Source organism: Pseudoalteromonas sp. S2755 (genome assembly GCF_005886535.1).
Lineage (GTDB): Bacteria > Pseudomonadota > Gammaproteobacteria > Enterobacterales > Alteromonadaceae > Pseudoalteromonas.
On record NZ_PNDS01000072.1, the window covers coordinates 1 to 21,383 of the forward strand.

The following is a 21,383-nucleotide window of genomic DNA, read 5'->3' on the forward strand; positions in this document are numbered from 1 at the left end:
AATTACTAGGGCCTGTTGACCTTTGCTGTTTGATTTTTGTTCTTCTGAGTGGGTTTTGGTCGCGACGCTCGACTTGCCGCCTAGTAATCTAGGCAAAAGTTGAGCAACAATGAACAAAGCGCACTCAGATGAACCCAAAGGGCAGCGCTTGATTGGCATTTCTACTGTGTTATCGCCAGACTTACATAGAATGACTATGCTACGCTGGCTCTGCCTTGTATAAATACCAATCAAACTGCTGCAAAAACAAACTTGAAAGATCAACAGGCCCTATCCTTTCAATGGCATTCTCATCCTCGCCCTGAATAGCATTGATGGTAATCTTCACTTATGACCTTTTGATTTATTGCGTGCTTACATTTCTGGCAAACGTTATCCCAAAAAAGAAATGCATTGCAGCTAGGCTAAATATTAACTTACTTAAACTGGCATCGAAAAACCAAATACCAATAGCAAATACGGGATGCATAGTAACCATTACCCACCAGCACACTCGGCCAATTTTGTAGAGTGGGTCGCCATGTTTCTTTTGGAAATTTAATAATCCAAACGCCCAAGGCAACAAAGTCCAGACGAGTGACATACAAAGCAATAGCGTTATAACAACCTTGATTAATACTTCCCCGAGCATCTATAACCCCTCAAGTGAGGTACGCAAAACCTCTTGAGGTTTAATATTGAGTTCATCACGTCCAAACGCAAAACTATCTCGCTTATAGCGGGGGAAAATATGCAGGTGATAGTGGCTCAGTTCGTTAAAGTGCCCGTTGTTTTGCACCAACGTAATCCCATCTGGGGAAAATTTACGCTCAATTCGCACATAAAGGTCACGCGCAACGCGGTGGATTTCAGCCAGTATGGATTCTGGGACCTGAAGGAGTGTTTCATAAGGGGATTTGGGGCAAATTAAGATATGGCCAAAATTTATGGGGTCATGATCGGCAAACGCAATCACCTGTTTTGATTCATATACGATAACCGCTTCAATATCTCTAGCAACTATCTGCTCTACAATCGTCATCAGCTACCTCTCCTTAACCTGATTGTATTCCGTAATGTACCTGAGCAACCCTCTTCCTGCCAGTGATATATTCTATTTTCTCCTTTGTTAAATGAATAATTTTCAAGCCTAAATTCACTCACAACACATTTAAACCAGTTACATTGTTCAATGAATAACCCTACAAGGAATACAACATGTTAAAAACGTTAGTTATGGTGGCTTTATTAGCTTCTGGAAGTGTAGCCAGTGCCGCAAATCACGCAGCGACCCATCATGCGATTCATTATGTAAGGGCGCGTCAGTAAAAACTATGCCGATGGCAGTGTGAGTTTTAACTGGCCGGGTAGCCAGCTGCATACCAAGCTCACTGGCCATGCCTTTCATATCGAGTTGATGGGCTATGGCGATCAATTCGATATATTGATTGATGGCAAATTTACAAAAAAGCTAAAGACCAACGCCAATGGTGTTGCTGAGACCTTCACACTATTTGAAAGTTCAAAGTCAGAAACCGTCACAATAGAACTCGTTAAACGCTGGGAGCACTACGAACACAACACCCAGATCCTAAGTGTTGATGTGGACGGAAAATTAGACTCAATCCAGCAGTCACAGCCTCATATCTTATTTATTGGCGATTCTATTAGCGCGGGTTTTGGCAGTGAGTCCACCCAAAGACAGTGTGAATGGAGTGAAATTCTTAATTTAAGTAACGCGCGTAAAGCATTTCCATATATGAGCGCGCAACAGTTGGGTGCCAGTTTTACCCAAGTTTCGTACTCAGGTTTAGGCTTAATTCGAAATTGGGGTGGCAATCAGCCATATCATACGCTGCGTAGCTACTATGACAAAATGTCAGCAGTATTTACCGACAACACTGACTTTACAGACAAGTTCCCACAGCTTATCGTCATTGAAGTAGGCACCAATGACTTTAGTACCGATCCAACCCCTGCCGAGCCTTGGAAAACCATTGACGAAGTCAAAACGCAGTGGGTAGAAACAATGGTTGTTTTCACCAAACAGCTGCGTGCAAGATATCCTGCGGTCCCCATTATCTACATGCCTCGTCCAGCACATCCATATAACTTCATTATTCCAGCAACACACGATGCAATTGTAAGGCTTAATCAGCAAGATATCAGTAAACTATACAGTCATACGTTCGACTCACCATTAGAAGGCTGTATGGGGCATCCAACCGCTTCTGAACATCAAGACATTGCCGAGAAACTCGTTACCTTTATCAAGCAGCAAACACTTCTCTAAGTATATGTTCGGCGTTATTCAGTGAGATTAAACTCGATGTACTGAATAACATGCAATCCATTTACAAACTTTCACATTGTTTTTTATACAAAAATTCACAACAAAAAATCAACTCACTCGTTTTAGAAATAAATTAATGAGAACGATTTTTATTTTTAAATATCACACTAATTAGAATTTACACTTTTATCAACACGCAATGTTGTTACTTTGAACGCCCGCATTAATTTCATTTATCACAATAAAAAGTTCGAAAGATAACCTTTTGGCAATAACTTCCCTCTTTTCAAACACGTAAAAACATGATTAAGATCGTTACGTTATAACATTTTTAAAAATAATCATTTGTGTCGAACAAATGATGGTTCTTTTCACATTCGTTTTTGCAGTTGGAATAACAAAATGACAAGGTCACTCCTGACAGTTAGCGTGCTTAGTAGTCTATATTCTTCACTTAGTGTTGCCGAACAATCCATTGAAACAATTAACGTACATGGCACTCGCGCGCCTCTTTACAGCACGAGAGACGTGAACGCTTCGGCATTGGGGATGAAAGATCCGCAGCTTCTTCCTATTTCTATTCAATCATTTTCTGAAGAACTGATCAGCAATCAAAGAGTAAAAACGCTAGGCGAAGTCCTTGCCAACGATGCTTCTGTTCAAAATACCTCAATTGGTACGGTTTTCGACTTTGTGAGTCTGCGTGGCTTTCAACTCGATTGGACCAACGGTCTAAGACGCGACGGTTTAGCGCTTGCCCCCTATCAAGATGTACCGCTAGAGAATATTCAACGCATTGATATCGTTAAAGGCCCATCAAGTCTCGTATCAGGATTTAACAACCCTGGCGGTACTATCAACTATGTGACTAAGCGCCCAACCATGGACGCCTTTTTGGATGTCACAACAGAAGTACGTAGCCGTGGAGGAAAGTATTTACACATCGATCTCGGTGGACCAATTTCCGACGAGCAAACGCTCGGCTATCGTATTAATGCAGCAGCAGAGAAAAACGGTGACTTTACCGGTGGTGATGACTTAGAGCGCTATTTCTTTAGTGCAGCACTGGATTGGCAAGTCTCAGATCGCCTATTTATCCGATTAGATGGCGATTACCAAGACAAAAGCACCGTATCACAGCCTTTGATAGGACTTGCCAGCGCCCCCAATGATCCTGACCGTAAAATATTGCCGCCCTATGTCGACACCAGTGATGTATTGCTCGGACAACCTTGGGCAAAGTATGAAACCGAGTCATATAACCTTGCCGCACGTGCTGATTTTTGGTTGAACGACACGTGGCAATGGGTAAACCAAGCTGCGCTTTCTGGTAATGATAGGTTTACCGTTTTTCCCGATATCTACTCGGTTGATACACAAGGCAATGTGCTGTCTGCTGCTATCCACATTACCCCAGATGAAACGTATGACACGCTCTCGGCACATAGTTTTATCAGCGGTCAACTTACCACCGCTGCAGTTGAACATGAGCTAGTCGTTGGCGTTAGTATTCGTGATTATGAGTCGAAGGATGGCCGCTGGTTTGAGTTAACCAACCCCGTTGGCAATATTTTCAATCCAATTCATAGCAGTAAACCGCAGTTCCCTGATTATCCAGAACCAACTAAAACTGAAGCCTCTGAAAGCGCGTTGTTCATCACGGATACCTTGCACTTTAACGATGTATTCTATGCCACCTTAGGGCTGCGTCATATTCAATACAAAAAGGAGCAAACTCTACCTGGCCAAACTAAAACCACGCTAGACGACCGAACTTTTAATACTCCCATCATAGGTCTTAACTACAACCCAAGTGATCAACTCGCGTTTTACGCCAGTTACTCAGAAGGCGCGGGAGAAGGTGGTGTTGCAGTCATCGGCAGCGGTGCAATAAACGAGGGCGAATCACTCGGCCCTCAAGAAAGTGAACAAATTGAAGCTGGCATAAAATACCAAACGGACACCATGAACTATTCGATGGCCATTTTCGAAATAGAAAAAATGTTGGAGTACCACAATCACATTACTAACTATTTCGTGCAAGACGGTGTCCAGTCACATAAAGGTATTGAGCTCAATGCCAGTGGTTCATTTACTCACGGCCTTGCAACCGTAGCATCCATTACCTTGATGGACCCGAGCTTAGATAAGCTTGACGGCGAGCCCGCGCTTAATGGCAACACCCCAGCCAATGTGCCTGAATTTCAAGCGAATCTCTATGTCGACTATCAGCTGCCATTTTGGGAGGCGTTAAGCATCAATGCGGGTATTTTCCATGTTGGTGAGCGCGAACAAAACGTCAATAACACCCTAAAATTACCAGCCTACACGCGCTTCGATTTAGGCGCGAAATACCATTTTACTGACATCAATACCACGCTGCGACTCAAAGCCGAAAACCTGTTCGACAAAGAGTATTGGCTATCTGGCGGTGCCAAAGGCATAGATTGGGGAGTCGCTCCCGGTCGTGGCCGAACCTTTATCGCCTCATTAAGCGTGAGCTTTTAAGGATAATTCATGACTACACCTGTTATTCAAATCAATAACCTGCAAAAACGCTTTGGTGAATACCAAGCGTTACAGGGACTAAGCTTGAGCGTACATCAAGGTGAAATTCTAGCGCTACTAGGCCCAAATGGGGCGGGTAAAACCACCACGATTAATTGCTTACTGGGCTTTTTACAGCCGGATGCAGGGGAAATCACCATCGCTGGAATTAACCCACAGCACGACGTAGTAACAGCAAGGCAGCAACTGGCTTATATTCCTGAACAAGTCGCGCTCTATCCGCGACTTAGCGGAATTGAGAACCTCGCATATTTCAGCAAAATGGCTAGCATAGACAAGACCGACGAGGCCTTTCGCACACTGCTCAGTGAAGTAAAACTGCCAAGTCACGCTGTAGACAAACCCGTTGCAACCTATTCAAAAGGAATGCGACAAAAAGTGGGAATAGCCATTGCCCTTGCAAAACAAGCTAAGGCATTAATCTTAGATGAGCCCACATCAGGACTTGATCCTTCAGCCAGCCACGAATTTAGCCAGCTCATTCAGTCATTGGCAAAGCAAGGCGTCGCGATTTTAATGGCGACCCACGACTTATACCGTGCTCAAGAAGATGCCCATCGCGTGGCAATAATCAATCAAGGGCAATTAGTCGACACCTTAGTCTATGAACAACTGCAAGAAGTCCAACTTGAATCCGTTTACCTCAAACATATCAAGGTGGGTGTCTGATGTTTCAAACGACATTAAAAAAGGAATGGCTCGATACCAAGCGGCAGGGACAAGCGCTTTGGCTTGGAGGCATTGCAATATTACTGCTCTTGCTTGCCTGCTTGACGGGTTTTAAAAGCCACCAAAGCTATCAGCAAGCCGTTACTGAAGTGTCCCAGTCAGAGCAATTACGCTGGCTAAATCAAGGTGAAAAAGGTCCCCACTCTGCCGCCCACTACGGTATTTATGTGGTCAAACCCACCACCCCACTGGCTGCACTTGACGCGGGATTACAAGCATACCAAGGAAATGTGTTGAGGCTTGAAGCCCATATTCGTAACGATAGTATGTTTAGAAGTGCGCAAGATAGCTTGCCAATGTCACGCTTTGGCAGCTTATCACCCGCCTTTGTACTGCAAGTGTTACTGCCGCTATTGATTATATTAATTGGCTACCCACTGCTTGCCCGAGAACGTGAGCAAGGCACCTTAAAACAACTACTCGCATCGGGCGCAAGCCCAGCTAAGTTGTTTATCGCCAAGTGTGCTCTGCTTTTTGTTATATCTTGCTTATTTTTATTGCCTGTTGCGCTTTTTTTACTTTATAGCCAAGTAACTAATGCGGAGCCTCATACACTCAGAAGTGGGCTATTTTTACTATTTTATTTGGTTTACCTATTGCTTTGGTCGTTACTCACCACCACGCTTTCAAGTTTACTCCCAACGGCAAGGCGCGCATTGGTAGCGCTATTAACTATTTGGGCCTTTACAACACTTTTACTGCCAAAACTGGCGATGAATATCGCGACCACCATTCACCCGCAAGGTTCAGGTCAAGCGTTTCAAGCTAAGCTTGAAAGTGAGGTTTATACCGAAGCACGAGTTGAAGCAATAGCACAATTCAAACAGCAAACATTGACTCAATATGGTGTCGGCAATGTGGAAGACTTGCCCTTTGATTATGCCGGAGCACAACTCCAATTTGGTGAACAATACGCTGACAAAATCTTTGACCGCTTATTTTCAGCACGTTTAGCTCAACTAGAAGCGCAATCGCAAAGCTATCAACTTGCAGGGATGTTAACGCCGTTTATCGCGATACAAACGCTGTCGATGGCCACCGCCGCCAGCGACTTTACCCACCAGCAAGCATTTGAGAATGCGGCAGAGCAGCACCGCCGTATGATGCAAGAGGTGCTTAACTTTAATCAAAGAGATCACGGTCACAAGGCGGACGGACATTACACCGCGGGCGAGGAATTATGGCAGCAGATCCCAAAGTTCGCATTCCAATACCCCAATTTCGTTCGTTACCTGCCTCACTACGTTATTAGCCTGTTTAGCCTGAGCTTTTGGTTGATTGCTCTGGTGTTATTGAGTTTCTTCGCGATTAAAAAGCTGCGCTTGGAGGAGCAAAGATGAAACGCTTAATGTTAGTTACTGAGTTTAAAAACCTCTGGCGAGAAAAACTCGTCTTCGCGCTGCTTTTGACCACCAGCGTGCTTGCGCTAGTAGCATTTCTGAACGCCCATTACTTTGCTAAAAAACAGCATGACGTGGTACTTGCCGCACAGCAAATGCAGCAACAGGCGATCCAAGATGCCAAAGCTCGATTACCCGAAAGGCTCGCCAGTACAGCAGACTATAAGTGGTGGGAAGACCCATACGACCTCCGCGGGCAGGCTTTTTACTTAATGCAAAATTACGCCACCAAAGCCCCGCTTGCAACGTCGCCAATCGCCACAGGGCAAGCGGACGTATTACCTTACTATTTTAAGATGCTAATCAAAGAGAAGCAGCACATCGTTCATCAATATGATTATGTTCACCCACTATCTCTGTTGTTAGGTCAGTTCGATTTAAGCTTTGTGATTGTCTACTTACTGCCATTGCTCATTATTGGCATTTGCTTTAATGCCTTGGCAAGTGAACGCCAAGGTGGACAGCTAAGACTACAGATGCTTCAAGGAGGCAGTGCAACCCGTCTTCTGACCTATCAATTATTGCTACGAAGTGCGCTAATTGTGCTGCCATTTTTAAGTATTAGCAGCCTGCTTTTAGTCACAATACGAGAGCAGCTAGGGGTGATTGAACTGCTGAGTTATAACCTTATCGCACTATGTTATTCTGGATTTTGGATTGCCTTAACCGCTTGGGTAAATAGCAGAGCCAAAAGTGCAGCAAACAACGCAGCTACCTTAGTCACCTGTTGGCTTGCCTTGGTGATTGTGGTTCCAGCTTTGGTCAATACCAGCATCGCTTTGCTTGACCCAACCCCTTCACGAATTCACTATATAGATAGCCTACGTGCCGCTAGTGACGATGCCCAAAAAGCGAGTGAAAAGACCTTAGCTCAGTATTTTCAAGATCATCCAGAGCTTGCGAAAAATGGCAGTGGTGCCAGCGATTACGCAACCAAGAAAATCGCCACCATTAATTCTGTTGAACGCGCAATGGAAGCCCAAGATGTACGCTTTTTAACTGCGCAACAAGCACAGCAACATAATGCACAAAAGCTACAGTATCTCTCCCCCGCACTCATCGCACAAACACTACTGGTTGATTTAGCGGGCAATGGATTAGCACGTCATCACGCCTTTATGGCGGAAGTTGAAGCTCATCATCAAGCGCTACAACGTTTCTTTGCCAGCGAAATCGCCAAAGCCAATCAAAAAGGAGATTTTGCACCTTGTGAGGGTTGTAGCGCAAAGCCAACGCTCACGGACTTAGCTGATATTCCTCAATTTAACAGTGACTTTGCCACACCAGTGAACAATTACACGCCACTAATTTGGTTGCTGCTACTGGCCGCTGGCCTGCTCGTTATAGCAAAACGCCGTGTCAACAAGTTAGACAGTGCAAACAACAAAGAGGTGTTAGTCGTATGAGTGATGCCTTCACTGCAAAATTGCATCCGCAAACACAAAGTCTGCTCGCGGAGCACCAAGCCAAATTATTTGAATGGGCGGCAGCATTGGGAGCGCCGCTACATTTAGTGTTTCCTCAGCGTTTTGCGGAAAATATCGAAACCCTGCAAGCCAGCTTTATAACGCTCGGGCTTGAGCATGAGATTTATTTTGCCAAAAAAGCCAACAAAGCCCAATGTTTTACTCAAGTCGCGTCTAATCACGATATAGGAACAGACGTGGCTAGTGTGCAAGAGTTCGAACTTGCCCTAAGCGGTGGTATTCAAGGTGTAAAAATTGGCGTATCTGGTCCGCATAAATCAGATGCACTACTTAACTTAGCACTTGTGCATCAAGCACTTGTCGCCATTGATTCAAGTGCTGAGTTAAGCTCCATCATTACACTGGCCCGCCAGCGAAAGCGCCCAGCGCGAGTGCTACTGCGCTTACAAACACAACCAACTAAAGCCTCACGCTTTGGCAGTTCACTGTGCCAGCTTACGCCGCTATTAGCCCAGTGCAGAGAATACAACGAGTGGGTAAGCTTAGAAGGATTTAGCTGCCACTTAAGCGGGTACTGCCCACAAGCACGTGGCGAGAGCATCCATACTTTAGTCAGCGCAATAGACGAGGCCAAGCAAATGGGGCTGTCACCGTCAAAAGTGAATATTGGCGGTGGTCTGCCCGTCTCCTACCTGCAAAATGAACAGTGGCAACAAGCCTTAGATTTTGAATGCTTTTTTGCAGGTAAAACTTTTGCAGGATTTTACCCCTACCATAATATGCAAAGCCCTGCGGATACCTTACACGCCATTTTGGCAGTGAAAAACGCGCATGGACAAACCGCACTAGCTGCATTACGCCAAAGAAGCCTTACACTGATGCTGGAGCCTGGGCGCGCTCTACTCGATGAGGCTGGCATTAGCTTGTTTAAAGTGCAAGGGACAAAGCCGTACCTAGGCACATCAGACTGCCATATCGCTACACTTTCGGGCTCAAGCTTATCGCTGTCAGAACAATGGTTTGAAAGCGAATACTTGCCGAGCCCGTTGTTACTCACGGCACATTCACACCGCAAACAAGGCGCATATCGCGTGGCCTTTGGTGGTGCCACCTGCCTAGATAGCGATATGCTAAGCTGGCGATTTATTCCCTTTTCGCAACTACCACAACGCGATGACTTGGTGGTTTACCTCAACACTGCAGGATATCAAATGGATTCAAATGAATCCGAGTTTCACTCTATGCCATTGCCACGAAAAATCGCCGTAACGTGGGAGAACAAAAGACTTTCTTGGCAATTACTTAGCTAAAAATACCCGACAACACAACGTAAAGGAGCCTATTTATGAACATAAATGCGCAGCATTCGCTCGCCTCAACATTGCACCTAACCCCTTATTTAAGGGTATCGCAAAGCATTGGTAATACACCACTCATGCAGTTTTTAAGTCTACCAAACGGTAGCAAACTGTATCTTAAACTTGAGCAGTTTAACCCCACAGGTAGCGCGAAGATCCGAATGGCGAAGTCTATGTTAGATGAAGCAGAAGCCAGTGGCCAACTGAAGCCGGGGGGCTGGGTCGTTGAGTCAACCTCTGGCAATACTGGCGTTGGTCTTGCGCTGCTTGCAGCGGAGCGTGGCTATCGCTTTACCGCTCTTGTGGATAACCATGCGGCAAAAGAGAAAATCAGCAATATGAAAGCTTTTGGCGCGGAGGTGATCTGTGTTAGCGAAGCCGGAGACGACAGCTTATCGACTGATATTCGCGATGCGATGGCCGCAAAGCTGGCACAAGAACAAGGCGCATTTTGGACCGCCCAGCACAATAATTTTGCCAATAGCCGCGGTTATACAGGACTTGCGCAAGAGGTCTTTTATGAACTTGGTGAACACATTACCCACCTTGTCGGTGCGGTTGGCACGGGTGGGTCGCTATGCGGCACCACAAGGGCTCTGCGGGATTTAGGTTGTCATCAACTCACAACGATTGGAGTTGAACCTGTGGGTTCTGTGATTTTTGGTGGGCCAGGACTGAATTATCATCAATCAGGAACGGGGACGCCCGAAGGCGCTGAGATAGGGCCAGTTATTGAGTATGAACTCATCGACAAAGGCGTAAAAGTATCTGACAAACAAGCGTTTAATACCGCCAGGTACCTTGCCAAGCACTACGCCCTAATGGTCGGTGGCTCGGCAGGTGGGGTTATATACGAAGCGCTACAGGCGTTAAAAACCGCCCCCGCCGATAGCTTATTTGTGGTACTCGTTTGTGACGGTGGCGAGAAATATCTCGATACCGTATTCAATGATGATTGGATGGCAAAACACGACCTTATCGACATTAACATCGAGCAAGAGCTCGATGACCTATTAACGCAATATAAACCTGCCGCGAGAGCCTAACCATGACCCAACAAACTGTTCTGCCGATACTAAATGAAGCCCGGTTGGCGCAACTTGATTTTCCCTATAGTAAAGTCATTGAGGTAGTGGAAAATGCCTTTCGCTCACTGCATCACCCTGACTCTGCCAACCCACTCAAAGTGATTATGACGCCACAAGATGGCCGCTCCATTGCCTATAGTATGGCTGGCCGAGATGCAGCAAGTAATACCGTAGGGTTTAAGGTAGTCTACGAATACGATCCTGACAGAAGCCGTAACCAATATCAGTTTTACTCTTTTATCTTCCTTTGCGATGATGCCACAGGCCACCCTGTGGCCCTAATGGATGTAAAAGAACTAGGCCCTATGCGCACATCAGCCACCTCCGCCTTGTTTGCAAAGTATGCCATTCATTCAGATGCCAAAAATGCGTTGGTTGTAGGCACAGGTGTTCAAGGGCAAATCGCTTTACCTATGCTCGTCACGGCATTACCACAACTCACACACCTAACCGTCCACGGCAGCTATCAAGTAGGTTTGGAAGCGGTTCAGCAAAAACTAAAGGAGCATCATCCACAGCGACAAGTTGCGGTATCACAGGACTTAGAAGCTTCGGTAAGGCAAGCCGATGTGATCCTTGCCGTTACAGGATTATCCGCCAAAGAGAACATAAAATATGAATGGCTGAAACCCGGCGCTGTGGTGATTTTAGTTGGCTATGGAATCGAAAAATCAGTGCTACACCAAGCTGATAGATTGCTCACAACGGATGCAGAACAAATGCAAGTCACTGGAGACGATTTATTAGACGAGGACGGTAAACTACCCGCTGTTGATGCGACGTTGACTGAAATACTCAACGGTGAGAAGCCAGCACGAACCCACCCTGATGAAATTATTTTTGTCTATAACAGCGGTATGATCATTACTGACGTGGCGCTCGGACGAGCCGTTGCGGACTTTGCCATCACGCAAGAAAACGTGGAGGAAGTAACGCTATGGTAGCTTCAGCGCGCGCCGATATTTTTAAAGTAAGCAAGCTTGCAGGGCCGCTTATTCTAACCAATCTGCTTTACGTGGCAATTGCAACAATAGATCTCATCATGCTCGGTATGTTGAGCCCATTAGAACTGGCTGCTGGCGGCCTCGCCATTGGTATTTTTAATCAATTTAGAACCATGGGAACGGGCGTAGTCACGGCAACGGGTAATTTGGTGTCTGATGCAATCGGCAAGGCTAAACTAGATCAGATCACTCCTCTTTTTAACGCCAGCATGCTTATCGGAACATTTTTGGGTCTACTATTTGCCGCCGCGATGTTTGCCATAGAGCCATTTTTAAGATTTATCGGTACCTCCGAGTCGATAGCAAATTTGACGACACAATATTTAACCGTTGTCGCTTTGGGCCTATTACCTTGTTTTTGGTTTCAAAGCGTACGGCATTTTAGTGTTGGATTGAAAAGGCCAGGACCATTGATGTTGATAACGGGTGTATCTGTTGTACTCACTATCGTGCTCAATTATGGCCTGATTTTTGGTCAATTTGGTCTACCACAACTCGGGTTTGTGGGGGTTGCGGCAGCCACGTGCATCGTGCTGTATTTATCGTTTCTGCTGTTTATACTATTTGCCAAGCGCGATGACGTACTCAGCCCCTACCTCACTATAAAGTTTTGGCAAACCGACCGCGAAGCACTTAGCAAAACATGGAAAATGGGCGTACCAATTGGCGCAACTTACGGACTTGAAGCTGGGTTTTTCACCGTGCTTGCGTTATTTGTGGCAACACTCGGCGTTAATGCGTTAGCCGCCCACAACGTGGTAAGCCAAATGGTGTACATCGTATTTATGGTATCTGCCGGCATTTCATCTGCTTGTTCTATTTACATCAGCGAAGCTAACGCTGCGGGGGACTTTCACCATGCGAAACGCATCGGCAATTTGGGCATTATTTGCGGTGCAGCGGTCATGTCTGTTTTCGCCTTAATCTATTTATTCGTACCCGAATTTGTACTGCTGCCATTTTTAAGTGCAGAAGAATTACAAAACTCCGACGTCGTTGTTATTGCCATAGAGCTACTCGTTATTGCTGCCTTTTTGCAATTTTTTGACGCATGGCAAAATATCGGGCTCGGTATCCTGCGTGGACTTGGCGATGTTAAAAGCACCCTAATGCTGTCTTTAATTGGTTATTGGTGTATTGGTCTTCCCGGTGCGTGGTTATTTCAAGAGTTTTTCTCTTTGGGGATTTTAGGCGTTTGGTACGCCTTAATGTTAGGCCTTGCGGTCACAGCGCTATCTGAGATCTGGCTTTTTAATCATAGGGCTAATCGTTTGCTTGAGCCCACATCACTCAAGGAGCAAAACGCATGACAACGACAATGCCAAACCCAGCCCGCAAGGAAGTCATTGCACTACCGCCCTATGGTGCGGGACAAACCATTGAGCAAGCAGCAGCGCGTAATCTCCACCCCAATATGATAAACCTCTCAGTGAATGAAAACCCTTTAGGGCCAAGTCCTGCAGCGCTTAATGCTTTTAAAGCACAGCTGCATACCACTAGCTGCTATCCAGACAGCCAATGCACAGCGCTAAACGAGCAGCTGGCTACTAAACTTAACGTTGCCAGAGAACAAGTTGTACTCGGCAATGGCTCTGAGGATGTACTCTCAATGCTCTGCAAAACCTTTCTCAGTCGAGGTGATAAAGTGTTAGTGGCTAAGCCTACCTTTGCGCTTCATGGGATTTACGCCAATATGATGGGGGCAAAGGTACTAGAGGTGCCGATGCAAAGCGATTTGTCCTATCGAATTGATGATTGGCTCGATGCTATCGCACATCACCCAGACTTAAAAATGCTGATGCTTGCTAACCCATCCAACCCTATAGGTTGTACGTTTGATGCCAATAATTTGCAGCGCCTTATTGATGCTTGTCCGCTCAATACGGTTATCGTCATTGATGAAGCATACTGCGAATATGCACAAGGTCATGAACAGTTTGTTGACAGCTTAACGCTACTTCAAACACAGCCTCGTCCCTACGCAGTGTTACGAACTTTTTCCAAAGCCTATGGTCTTGCAGGACTTAGAGTGGGTTACGGCGTAATGGCAAATGCCCAATTGGCGGATTATCTGCACCGCGTACGTACACCTTATAATGTAAATCGACTAGCACAACTTGCAGCGATCGCGGTACTACAAGATCCCTCATATTTGGCAGACACGGTCACACAAACGAATCGCGAAAGGGAAAAACTCAGCGCCGCTCTCACTGAGCAGGGTTATTTTGTCGCACCGAGTCTAGCCAACTTTTTATTTATTGATGTCAAGCAGCCGTCTGCGCATGTCGCATCTTTGCTGCTGCAACAAGGAATAATGATAAAACCTTGGCTGGAATCAGGTTTTGATCATTTTGTGAGAGTAAGCATTGGACTGCCAGAGCAAAACCTGAGGGTGCTTGAAGCATTTAAACAGTTGTAAGTATCGCCCTCTACGAGGGCTTTTAAGCACAAGCTGCCTGCTGATTTAAATGGTAAAGTACTTGGCTGTCGGCCTTATGAGTAAATAAGGTCGACTTTTCTGGAAAGTACTTGCCTGCTTTGGCAGCAGCAAAGATGTCTTCAATTTTGGGAGCGCGACAGATTGCGGTTACAACATGAGCGTCATCACTTAGCTCAATTTTATTTTTAGACCACAGCTCCTCAAACGCTGGCAGTGCCTGCAGTGCTCTGCGCAACTGGGTCTGAATAAGATAAGAATCGCTTATCGCGCGTTGGAGAGCAAAACATAAAGCTGCTTTCCCCAACCAAATAGTATAATCGGCCTCAGTCTCCGAGGATTCACAGATATCAAAATCGCTCAGGTGTTGTTTGAGTTTAGTCACATCTACAGCTTGTGTGTAAGATGCCTGCACCGCGAAACTCGTTATCACCGCATCTTGCTGTGGAACTAACCATGCCATCATCCGAGATTGGGGCGCATGACGTTGGCAAGCAGCAAACATCCTGTGATGTCCATCAGCAATTAACCATTGTTGGTGTATTGAGACTTGTTGCCTGAATTCTTGTAGCACGTGACGATTTTCAACAGCATAGAGGCGATGAGTACACTCACCGCAATCACTGTACCACTGCGCAGTTTCAACACATTCCGCTTGCCATCGCACCTCATCCAAGTCAAGTTTTCCGACCAAAAGACATGGGGGTAACAGCAACTTCTCGCTCTGAACACGCTTTTTCAGCGCCATAGCATGAGTAACCGAAACCGACTCGTGAGGCAGAATTGCTTGCTCAGGTACCGCTGAAACGTCGAGCTCGGTCAAAATGCCTGTAACTAAAATACCACCTTGCTCCACTTGGTAAAGATGAAGTGGTCCATCCGTTATTGTGATCATAAAATAAACCTTGCACCAATTTAGATACAATATAACATACCAAGCATTGGGTAACATCAAGTTTACATGACAATTTATACCGACTTGTTTAATGTGGTTATGTCTTTGTCTCAATAATCAGAAAAAAAAAATCAGTAAGTTTGCTCTAACTTACTGAGCTTTTTGCATTACAGATTTGGTGACAACGAGAGCTGATAACCATCAAAGTGTACTTCAGCCTGTTTTTGATGTTGAACCGTAACACTAGGGGCAGCGATAAGGACTTGACCCTCAGAAGATAAGCTGTAGATTTCTGTCACTATTTTCACTTGGTTTTCTTGCTCAATTTTTGAGGTGAGGCGAATTTTTAGCTTATCTGAAAATACAATCTCGCTGAATGCGCCTTCTTCATTCAAAACCTGAATATCAGCCAGCGTTTGTCCCTGAGAGGTTAGCATAAGGTCAACCATCACGGGCTTAGCTGACGCCGTTAAGGTAAAAACACTTGCAGCCATCACAGCAGTACCAGCAAAAAATGCCGCAGCTTTGCGTGTTAATTTGGCACCTTTTGGCTTAGGCTGATTTTGAATTTCTATCACCTTAACTTCATAAACCGCTGCAAGTGCTTTTATCGACTCGAGCGATGCCGTCCCTGACTTTTCGATACGTTGTATGGTTCGCAGACTTAGCCCAGAAACCTGTGCCAATTCGGATTGACTCCACGCCCGCTCTACTCTTTTCGATTTTATAAGTTGTTTATTTATTTGCATTTCCATTTTTGATCTCCTCTATATCATTGGTGAAACTATAACTGGAGATCTTCCTTATTATTGCGTCATCTAGGCGTCATTGATATGCCAACACTATGACATACATAGATAAATTTATTGGGAAGAACGAACTTACTAATATTTTGAGTACTGGCTACAAACATCCACCGCCAGTGCTACTTTCTCAATGCCATGTGCGGGCAACCAACGTTTAGACTCAACAAAACCATGCTTATTATACAATTTTATCGCAGGTGCATTTGCGGTCGCAGTTTCAACAATCACTTTTGCAGCATCAAACTCCGTTAAAGCAAAATTCAGTAATTTACCCGCAATCCCTTTGCGAAAATAACTGGGATCGACAGTCAGGCTATCTATTTTTAGCATTTTCTCAACAATGACAATTTCAATGACTGCGGCAAGATTTTGATTTTCAAAATATCCATAAAAGTGAGTCGTCGCGCTGCATATATCTTCTACCGTTCGAGATAAAGGCGGAAAATAACTCGCCCCAATTAACTCTGCTTCTACTTTGTATGAGCGTTGAAACACATTGAAAATCTCTATCGCCACCAACTCATCGCGATTGTTTAATTTCTGGATCATATTTTCGGTTTCCCAAGCGTTCCCATAACTTTACCAATTGAAGATTAAAAAAGTATCAACCTCTTGGTTAAAATACAACGCAACCAGTTGAAAAAGTTCCAATTTTAATGAAAATGCGATATAAAGAGATCAGGATAATTGCTTTTATTACTACCAAGGAAGTGCCCTATGTCGTTAGCTAAACACACACTCGATTTATCACTCACGGATAAAGTATGGTTCAAATATGTGACTCTAAAAAACAAAAATGAGTTGAACGATGAGTCGCGAGTGTCACTCAAATCTATCGCAGCGCTGGGCATGCTTTCCGGTGGGGCTGAGTTTTTATTTGCATTACTCGTCTTTGCCTTGGCGATTACAGCGTCGTTTATTGATGGTGAGTACCCACGCTATATTGCTTTTCCTGCTTGTTTAATCGCATTTTTAATTATTTTCTTTACTAAAAGAGTCATGCTGTACAAAAAATTTGGCTTTGGCTCTCAATGGGTGATGGACGTGTCGAAAAACCAATTAACCATTTCGCCCAAAGCGATAAAAACAAAGGTAACTGGTACGCAAAAAATTGCTAGAGAAGACATTACTGAAATCACCTTTCATTACTTGCTATTGAACGACCGCAAAGGCGGAAGAATAAAAACCACGGCCAATTTATGCTTTGCCGAAATCTTATTAAAAGATGGTACAAAAGTAGAACTCAATGGCACCCGGATCGGTTTTTTCGACTTACTCTACTTGTTTATATTCTTTGACTATCCCTTAGTTTATCGAAATACGTCTGCAGGCGGCAGCTCTGATATTGCTATCATTTTACTGAGACTACTCTCTCTTTCTGCCATTGCCGCCGGTCTTGCTAAGCTTGCGCTGAATTAAAAAGGTTCACGCTTATTCTCGTGTAAATTGTGTAATAAGCGCTTCTCCTTTGTCGCCATTGATTTTCTCAATGGCCTCGAGCATTTCAATGATCCGTTGACGGTCAAACGGGTTAGTGATGGTATTACGCACATCGTCGATGATGGCCTCTAGGTAATTAAACAAACTTTCCGTCGCGTGTAGATCCGCACTTGAGCGAAACAGTATATTTTTAAACGCTTCCAACACATTAACCATGACATAGCCATCGGTCTTTGCATAGTTTCTTATCGGAGTAAAATTATCATGCAGTAATTCATCAAAAGATGCTTCGTGAATATATAAAAGCGGCTCATTTTTAGCGTGTTTAAAGGAGTAGTTCACATCGCAAATATCCAAACGCTGGATAAGTAAAATACTCAGCATATCAATCGCCTTTACCGCAGTACCGGGGTCATTAATGCCTGGGCTCATGGCCTTCACTGCAATCTCCGAGATTTGTGTTAAGCCATAGCGATAATGGTCGCTGATGTACTCTTCAACATAAAAAATAAAACAGCTAAGTAACGCATCATGTAGTGCCTCATCTTCGCTAAGATCCTTGTTGCACTTAAGAAACGGGTAGCCTTTAACGGTAAAAAACCCTTGTTTAACTGCAATATATATTTTTAAGTCATGTTGCTCACACAACGCACACAGTTTGTCACTGTGTACTCCCTTAAAATACCCCTCTTCTGTGCTGGGTAGGTTATGCCAACTTGAGAAGTCAGGAAAGTTATCAAAAGGCTGCTCTTGCTGTTTGATGATAATATTCTTCATCTCATTTTTGGTATTGTTGAACAGGTCATTTAGCACATTATCGACCTGTATGGCGCGGGAGATTGAATGGATAAAAAACACAAAAAAGCCTAAAGAGATCAATCCAAACACCAGCGAAAATAAAACCCCTAACGCAGGGATCCCTGTTTCACCATTGCCCACGCCACGAATGTTTATCAGCATAATGATGGCATAAATGATACTCCCGAGATAAAACCCCAATACCAGCTGGTGCGACTTTCTGGTGATAAGGCCCGGCAGTACTCTAGGTGACAACCCTGCACTGGCATTATTCAGCACAATCATCACCATTGAAAAGCTAAATACCGTCAATGAGATGATACTCCCCACGAGCGTGCTTAAGATGGTTCGTGCATTCTCTTCACTGTCGACCAGTACAATCGCTATAAGCTCTTTAAAGCTATTGATAGGAGCTGCATATTCAAGTGCCGTGGTTATGAGCGCGAAAACAAAAAATGCAACTGCAAGTAAAGAGGGGTAGAAACCGATACTACTTATCAGTTCGCGATAATTTTCGGCCAACTTGCGAGGTGTGAACATTACTATCCTTACACTTTGAGAGTCTGGTTATATAGCCTAGCAAGGCTTATGCAATAGAGTAAGTAAAACAGCAAGTATTTTGGGAAGTTAGCTTTGAAGGGTTAGCAGAACTAACCCTAAAAACCTACTTGCGATTATGCAATGATCAAGAAGCCAACAAAGGCAATCGCAGCCGCAATCAACGCATAAGGTAGCTGAGTGATGGCGTGACTGACTAAGTTACAATCTGAGCCTTGGGCTGCCAATACCGTAGAATCCGAGTAGAAACATGCCTGACTTCCAAATGATGATGCCGATAACAATGCGCCTATCACCAGAGGAATATTAGCATCTACAGCAACGGCCAATGGCATCACGATAGGAATAGTCACGGCGAAGATCCCCCAACTCGAGCCTGTTGCAAAGGCCAAAATAGCCATAGATAAAAACACCATCGCAGGCAGCAAACCGGCCGTCATATAAGGACTCAGCACATTTATCACATATTGTGGCAATAGCAGCTGATCGCACACATCCTTAAAGATAAATGCGGCGATAACCGTTCCTATCGCGGGTAGCATGCATTTGAAACCATTGATCATTTGCTCAAGCATGTCTGCAAGCGGCATCAACCTTTGCACCATATAAAATGGCATGGTTACTGCCAAAGTCGCTAACAAGCCTTTCCATACATCAATGTCAAAATACACCGTAAACGCCACCAGCAAACCAATAGGCACCAAAAAGTTAACCAGTTTACCTTGAGTGTCGGCTTGTTCAAACTCCTGCTCAATGGCTTTTGCAGCATAGTGATCCGGTGTATGTACTTCTTCCAAATCAACCTGTTCAAGCGCAGGTTGTCCTTGTTTAGCTGCAAGCTCTGCTTTTTTCATTGGGCCGAATAGTGGCACAATACCAAGTATCACCAGTGGCACCATAATTACGGCCACCCAAGCATACAGCATATATGGAATTGCCTGAATATAGGTACTGACCCCCTGTCCTTCTCCCGCGACACCGTTATCAACCAACAAACCACCAAAGAACACCGCCCAAGTCGAAAGTGGTACTAAAACACAGATAGGCGCAGCGGTTGAATCCACTACATAGGCAAGCATTTCCCTAGAAATCTTAAACTTATCGGTAACACGACGCATCGTCTCACCAACCGTCAGCGCATTAAGATAGTCATCAATAAAAATGATCACACCTAAAAAATAGGTCATAAGCAAAGACGACTTTGGCCCTTTTGCCATTTTCAGTGCATTACGTCCAAATGCTAAGGCACCGCCCGTGTGCACCAACAGCGCTATCAAAGCTCCAAACGTACCACACACTAGAATAAGCCAGCCGATAGTTTCATCGCCCATCACTTTTAGCGAAGCATCAGCAAAATTTGCCAACACGGTGGCAGGGTCTAACAATGCGAGTCCTACAAGCGCCCCTAAAACAAGGGACAAGATAGGACGACGTAAGATAATTGCAAGCGTCAATACGACGACTGGGGGAATGATGCTAATTGCACTTGGCTCAGCCATGCGAACTTCCCAAATCAAAGGAATTTGAGCAGCGGAAAAAAGGGACGCAGCGTCAGCTATAAACAGCGATTGATGCAGTCTTATCCGTTTCCCAAATTCAGAACAAAAGGTTAAAATCACAGGCACTTAATGCATGTGAGGATCTGCCTAATATTGGGTTGACGAGTTGACTGTATGGCCCTCATTGAAACATCGCGGAGAAAATATACAGAATTTGACTTTGCGTCAATTTATTTTTTATCTAATGCTAGTTTTGCCATGTGCTTATTTACTTGCTCTATCTCTTCAGCGGTCAATTCGGCGTAGCGTCTAGGATAAGACCACCCGTAGCCCCAACGAAATGGCGTAGGAAAATAAGGCAACCCACCAAGTCGCACACCCGCTAACATCAAGGTTGCCACTTCTTCTTGACCTACCGCAGCAACACACTTTTGCAAGGCAATGTCGGCATTTTCGCGCTCTATAGCGGTACCACCTTTCCAGTAGGCAAGGTCGTGTGCCGTGCAACAGCTCAACCACAGTTCATTTTGTGCCAAAGTACCATCAGGAAATGCACTACAGCCATCGCTTGTGAATGGCTTTAATTCATCGGCACTGCCGTGACTAGATGCAAACAGCAGCGAGAATATAATTACTATTTTTTTAATCATCTTAAATTACCGTATGGCTACTTTCATGACTCCCAACCTTAGCTGGCGCACCTTACACTTTCATTTCCATCAGCTGCGCATCTTCACCATAACTTTTGCATATCTTAATTGGCTTTGGAACAAAGCCAAAACCCTACGCTATTTTGTACAGCCACGAGCCGAATGCGACAGTACCCCATTTGGTTCGCCAACTCAACTAAGTGTTTAATCATCAAGGCACCAATTCCCTGCCCAGATACGGCTTGTGAAACAACTAGGTCATGTAGAAACAACGACGAACTAGGCGGCTGTTCAGGAAGTAATACCAATTTGCTGAATTAAGTGCTCTATTTTGAGGCAAGAAAATCTTGTCGATAACACCGCTACCGCGTCCTGCTATCGCCAAGGTACCTACATCCATATAGGCAAGGCAAAAATTTTGCTACTTAGTTGTTCTATATAAGAAATTTTTAAG

At 44.7% G+C, this 21,383-nt stretch carries 21 protein-coding genes; 11 read left to right on the forward strand and 10 right to left on the reverse strand.

Annotated features, from left to right (window positions below):
• From CWC03_RS23645 to CWC03_RS13080, 3 genes are all read right to left on the reverse strand, one after another.
• Positions 1–264 (reverse strand): hypothetical protein (locus CWC03_RS23645; RefSeq protein WP_212748151.1); only part of this gene is annotated, 264 nt, incomplete at its 3' end.
• A 79-nt stretch (positions 265–343) separates the two neighbouring features.
• Positions 344–631: a hypothetical protein gene (locus CWC03_RS13075; RefSeq protein WP_138582279.1), complete on the reverse strand. Its 288-nt coding sequence runs from the start codon at positions 629–631 to the stop codon at positions 344–346.
• Entirely contained in the window at positions 632–1,021 is a 390-nt protein-coding gene (locus CWC03_RS13080) for an HIT family protein (RefSeq protein WP_138582280.1), read from the reverse strand.
• Positions 1,022–1,327: 306 nt separating this feature from the next.
• Between CWC03_RS13080 and CWC03_RS13085 the strand changes: the two genes are divergently transcribed.
• The 10 genes from CWC03_RS13085 (at position 1,328) to hisC (ending at position 14,265) form a co-directional block, all read left to right on the forward strand.
• On the forward strand, positions 1,328–2,272 hold the full coding sequence (locus CWC03_RS13085; protein WP_249314037.1) for an SGNH/GDSL hydrolase family protein: 945 nt from the start codon (positions 1,328–1,330) through the stop codon (positions 2,270–2,272).
• A gap of 402 nt (positions 2,273–2,674) precedes the next feature.
• Positions 2,675–4,780, forward strand: coding sequence for a TonB-dependent siderophore receptor (locus CWC03_RS13090; RefSeq protein WP_138582281.1), 2,106 nt, complete (start codon positions 2,675–2,677; stop codon positions 4,778–4,780).
• Positions 4,781–4,789: 9 nt separating this feature from the next.
• Positions 4,790–5,509 (forward strand): ABC transporter ATP-binding protein, encoded by a 720-nt coding sequence (locus CWC03_RS13095; protein WP_138582282.1) that lies wholly within the window; start codon positions 4,790–4,792, stop codon positions 5,507–5,509.
• Positions 5,509–6,909, forward strand: coding sequence for a DUF3526 domain-containing protein (locus tag CWC03_RS13100; protein ID WP_138582283.1), 1,401 nt, complete (start codon positions 5,509–5,511; stop codon positions 6,907–6,909). The genes CWC03_RS13095 and CWC03_RS13100 overlap by 1 nt, the downstream gene beginning before the upstream one ends.
• Positions 6,906–8,375, forward strand: a complete 1,470-nt coding sequence (locus CWC03_RS13105; RefSeq protein ID WP_138582284.1) for a DUF3526 domain-containing protein — start codon at positions 6,906–6,908, stop codon at positions 8,373–8,375. Before CWC03_RS13100 ends, CWC03_RS13105 begins: the two co-directional genes overlap by 4 nt.
• Positions 8,372–9,706, forward strand: a complete 1,335-nt coding sequence (locus CWC03_RS13110) for an alanine racemase (protein WP_138582285.1) — start codon at positions 8,372–8,374, stop codon at positions 9,704–9,706. Before CWC03_RS13105 ends, CWC03_RS13110 begins: the two co-directional genes overlap by 4 nt.
• Before the next feature lie 35 nt (positions 9,707–9,741).
• Complete coding sequence (locus tag CWC03_RS13115; RefSeq protein WP_045989797.1) at positions 9,742–10,800, forward strand: cysteine synthase family protein; 1,059 nt, start codon at positions 9,742–9,744, stop codon at positions 10,798–10,800.
• A 2-nt stretch (positions 10,801–10,802) separates the two neighbouring features.
• Positions 10,803–11,786 carry an ornithine cyclodeaminase gene (locus tag CWC03_RS13120; RefSeq protein WP_138582286.1) on the forward strand — a complete coding sequence of 328 codons (984 nt, stop codon included), beginning with the start codon at positions 10,803–10,805 and terminating at the stop codon, positions 11,784–11,786.
• Positions 11,780–13,156 carry an MATE family efflux transporter gene (locus CWC03_RS13125; RefSeq protein ID WP_138582287.1) on the forward strand — a complete coding sequence of 459 codons (1,377 nt, stop codon included), beginning with the start codon at positions 11,780–11,782 and terminating at the stop codon, positions 13,154–13,156. The genes CWC03_RS13120 and CWC03_RS13125 overlap by 7 nt, the downstream gene beginning before the upstream one ends.
• On the forward strand, positions 13,153–14,265 hold the full coding sequence (gene hisC, locus CWC03_RS13130) for a histidinol-phosphate transaminase (protein WP_138582288.1): 1,113 nt from the start codon (positions 13,153–13,155) through the stop codon (positions 14,263–14,265). Before CWC03_RS13125 ends, hisC begins: the two co-directional genes overlap by 4 nt.
• 22 nt (positions 14,266–14,287) lie before the next feature.
• On the opposite strand, the gene CWC03_RS13135 is transcribed toward hisC, so the two are convergent.
• The 3 genes from CWC03_RS13135 to CWC03_RS13145 all read right to left on the reverse strand — a co-directional run bounded on the left by CWC03_RS13135 (position 14,288) and on the right by CWC03_RS13145 (position 16,533).
• Positions 14,288–15,178: a DUF1015 family protein gene (locus CWC03_RS13135; RefSeq protein WP_138582289.1), complete on the reverse strand. Its 891-nt coding sequence runs from the start codon at positions 15,176–15,178 to the stop codon at positions 14,288–14,290.
• Positions 15,179–15,345: 167 nt separating this feature from the next.
• Positions 15,346–15,933, reverse strand: a complete 588-nt coding sequence (locus CWC03_RS13140) for a helix-turn-helix transcriptional regulator (RefSeq protein WP_138582290.1) — start codon at positions 15,931–15,933, stop codon at positions 15,346–15,348.
• A 129-nt stretch (positions 15,934–16,062) separates the two neighbouring features.
• Entirely contained in the window at positions 16,063–16,533 is a 471-nt protein-coding gene (locus CWC03_RS13145) for a GNAT family N-acetyltransferase (protein ID WP_138582291.1), read from the reverse strand.
• Positions 16,534–16,701: 168 nt separating this feature from the next.
• On the opposite strand from CWC03_RS13145, the gene CWC03_RS13150 reads away from it, so the two are divergent.
• On the forward strand, positions 16,702–17,403 hold the full coding sequence (locus CWC03_RS13150; RefSeq protein WP_138582292.1) for a hypothetical protein: 702 nt from the start codon (positions 16,702–16,704) through the stop codon (positions 17,401–17,403).
• Positions 17,404–17,415: 12 nt separating this feature from the next.
• Here the strand turns inward: CWC03_RS13150 and CWC03_RS13155 are convergent, their stop codons facing one another.
• The 4 genes from CWC03_RS13155 to CWC03_RS13170 form a co-directional block, all read right to left on the reverse strand.
• Complete coding sequence (locus tag CWC03_RS13155) at positions 17,416–18,762, reverse strand: DUF2254 domain-containing protein (RefSeq protein ID WP_138582293.1); 1,347 nt, start codon at positions 18,760–18,762, stop codon at positions 17,416–17,418.
• A 134-nt stretch (positions 18,763–18,896) separates the two neighbouring features.
• Positions 18,897–20,279 (reverse strand): Na+/H+ antiporter NhaC family protein, encoded by a 1,383-nt coding sequence (locus CWC03_RS13160; RefSeq protein WP_138582294.1) that lies wholly within the window; start codon positions 20,277–20,279, stop codon positions 18,897–18,899.
• A 230-nt stretch (positions 20,280–20,509) separates the two neighbouring features.
• Positions 20,510–20,929, reverse strand: coding sequence for a hypothetical protein (locus CWC03_RS13165; RefSeq protein WP_128726531.1), 420 nt, complete (start codon positions 20,927–20,929; stop codon positions 20,510–20,512).
• A 104-nt stretch (positions 20,930–21,033) separates the two neighbouring features.
• Complete coding sequence (locus CWC03_RS13170; RefSeq protein ID WP_349304212.1) at positions 21,034–21,237, reverse strand: GNAT family N-acetyltransferase; 204 nt, start codon at positions 21,235–21,237, stop codon at positions 21,034–21,036.
• Positions 21,238–21,383: the final 146 nt, after the last annotated feature.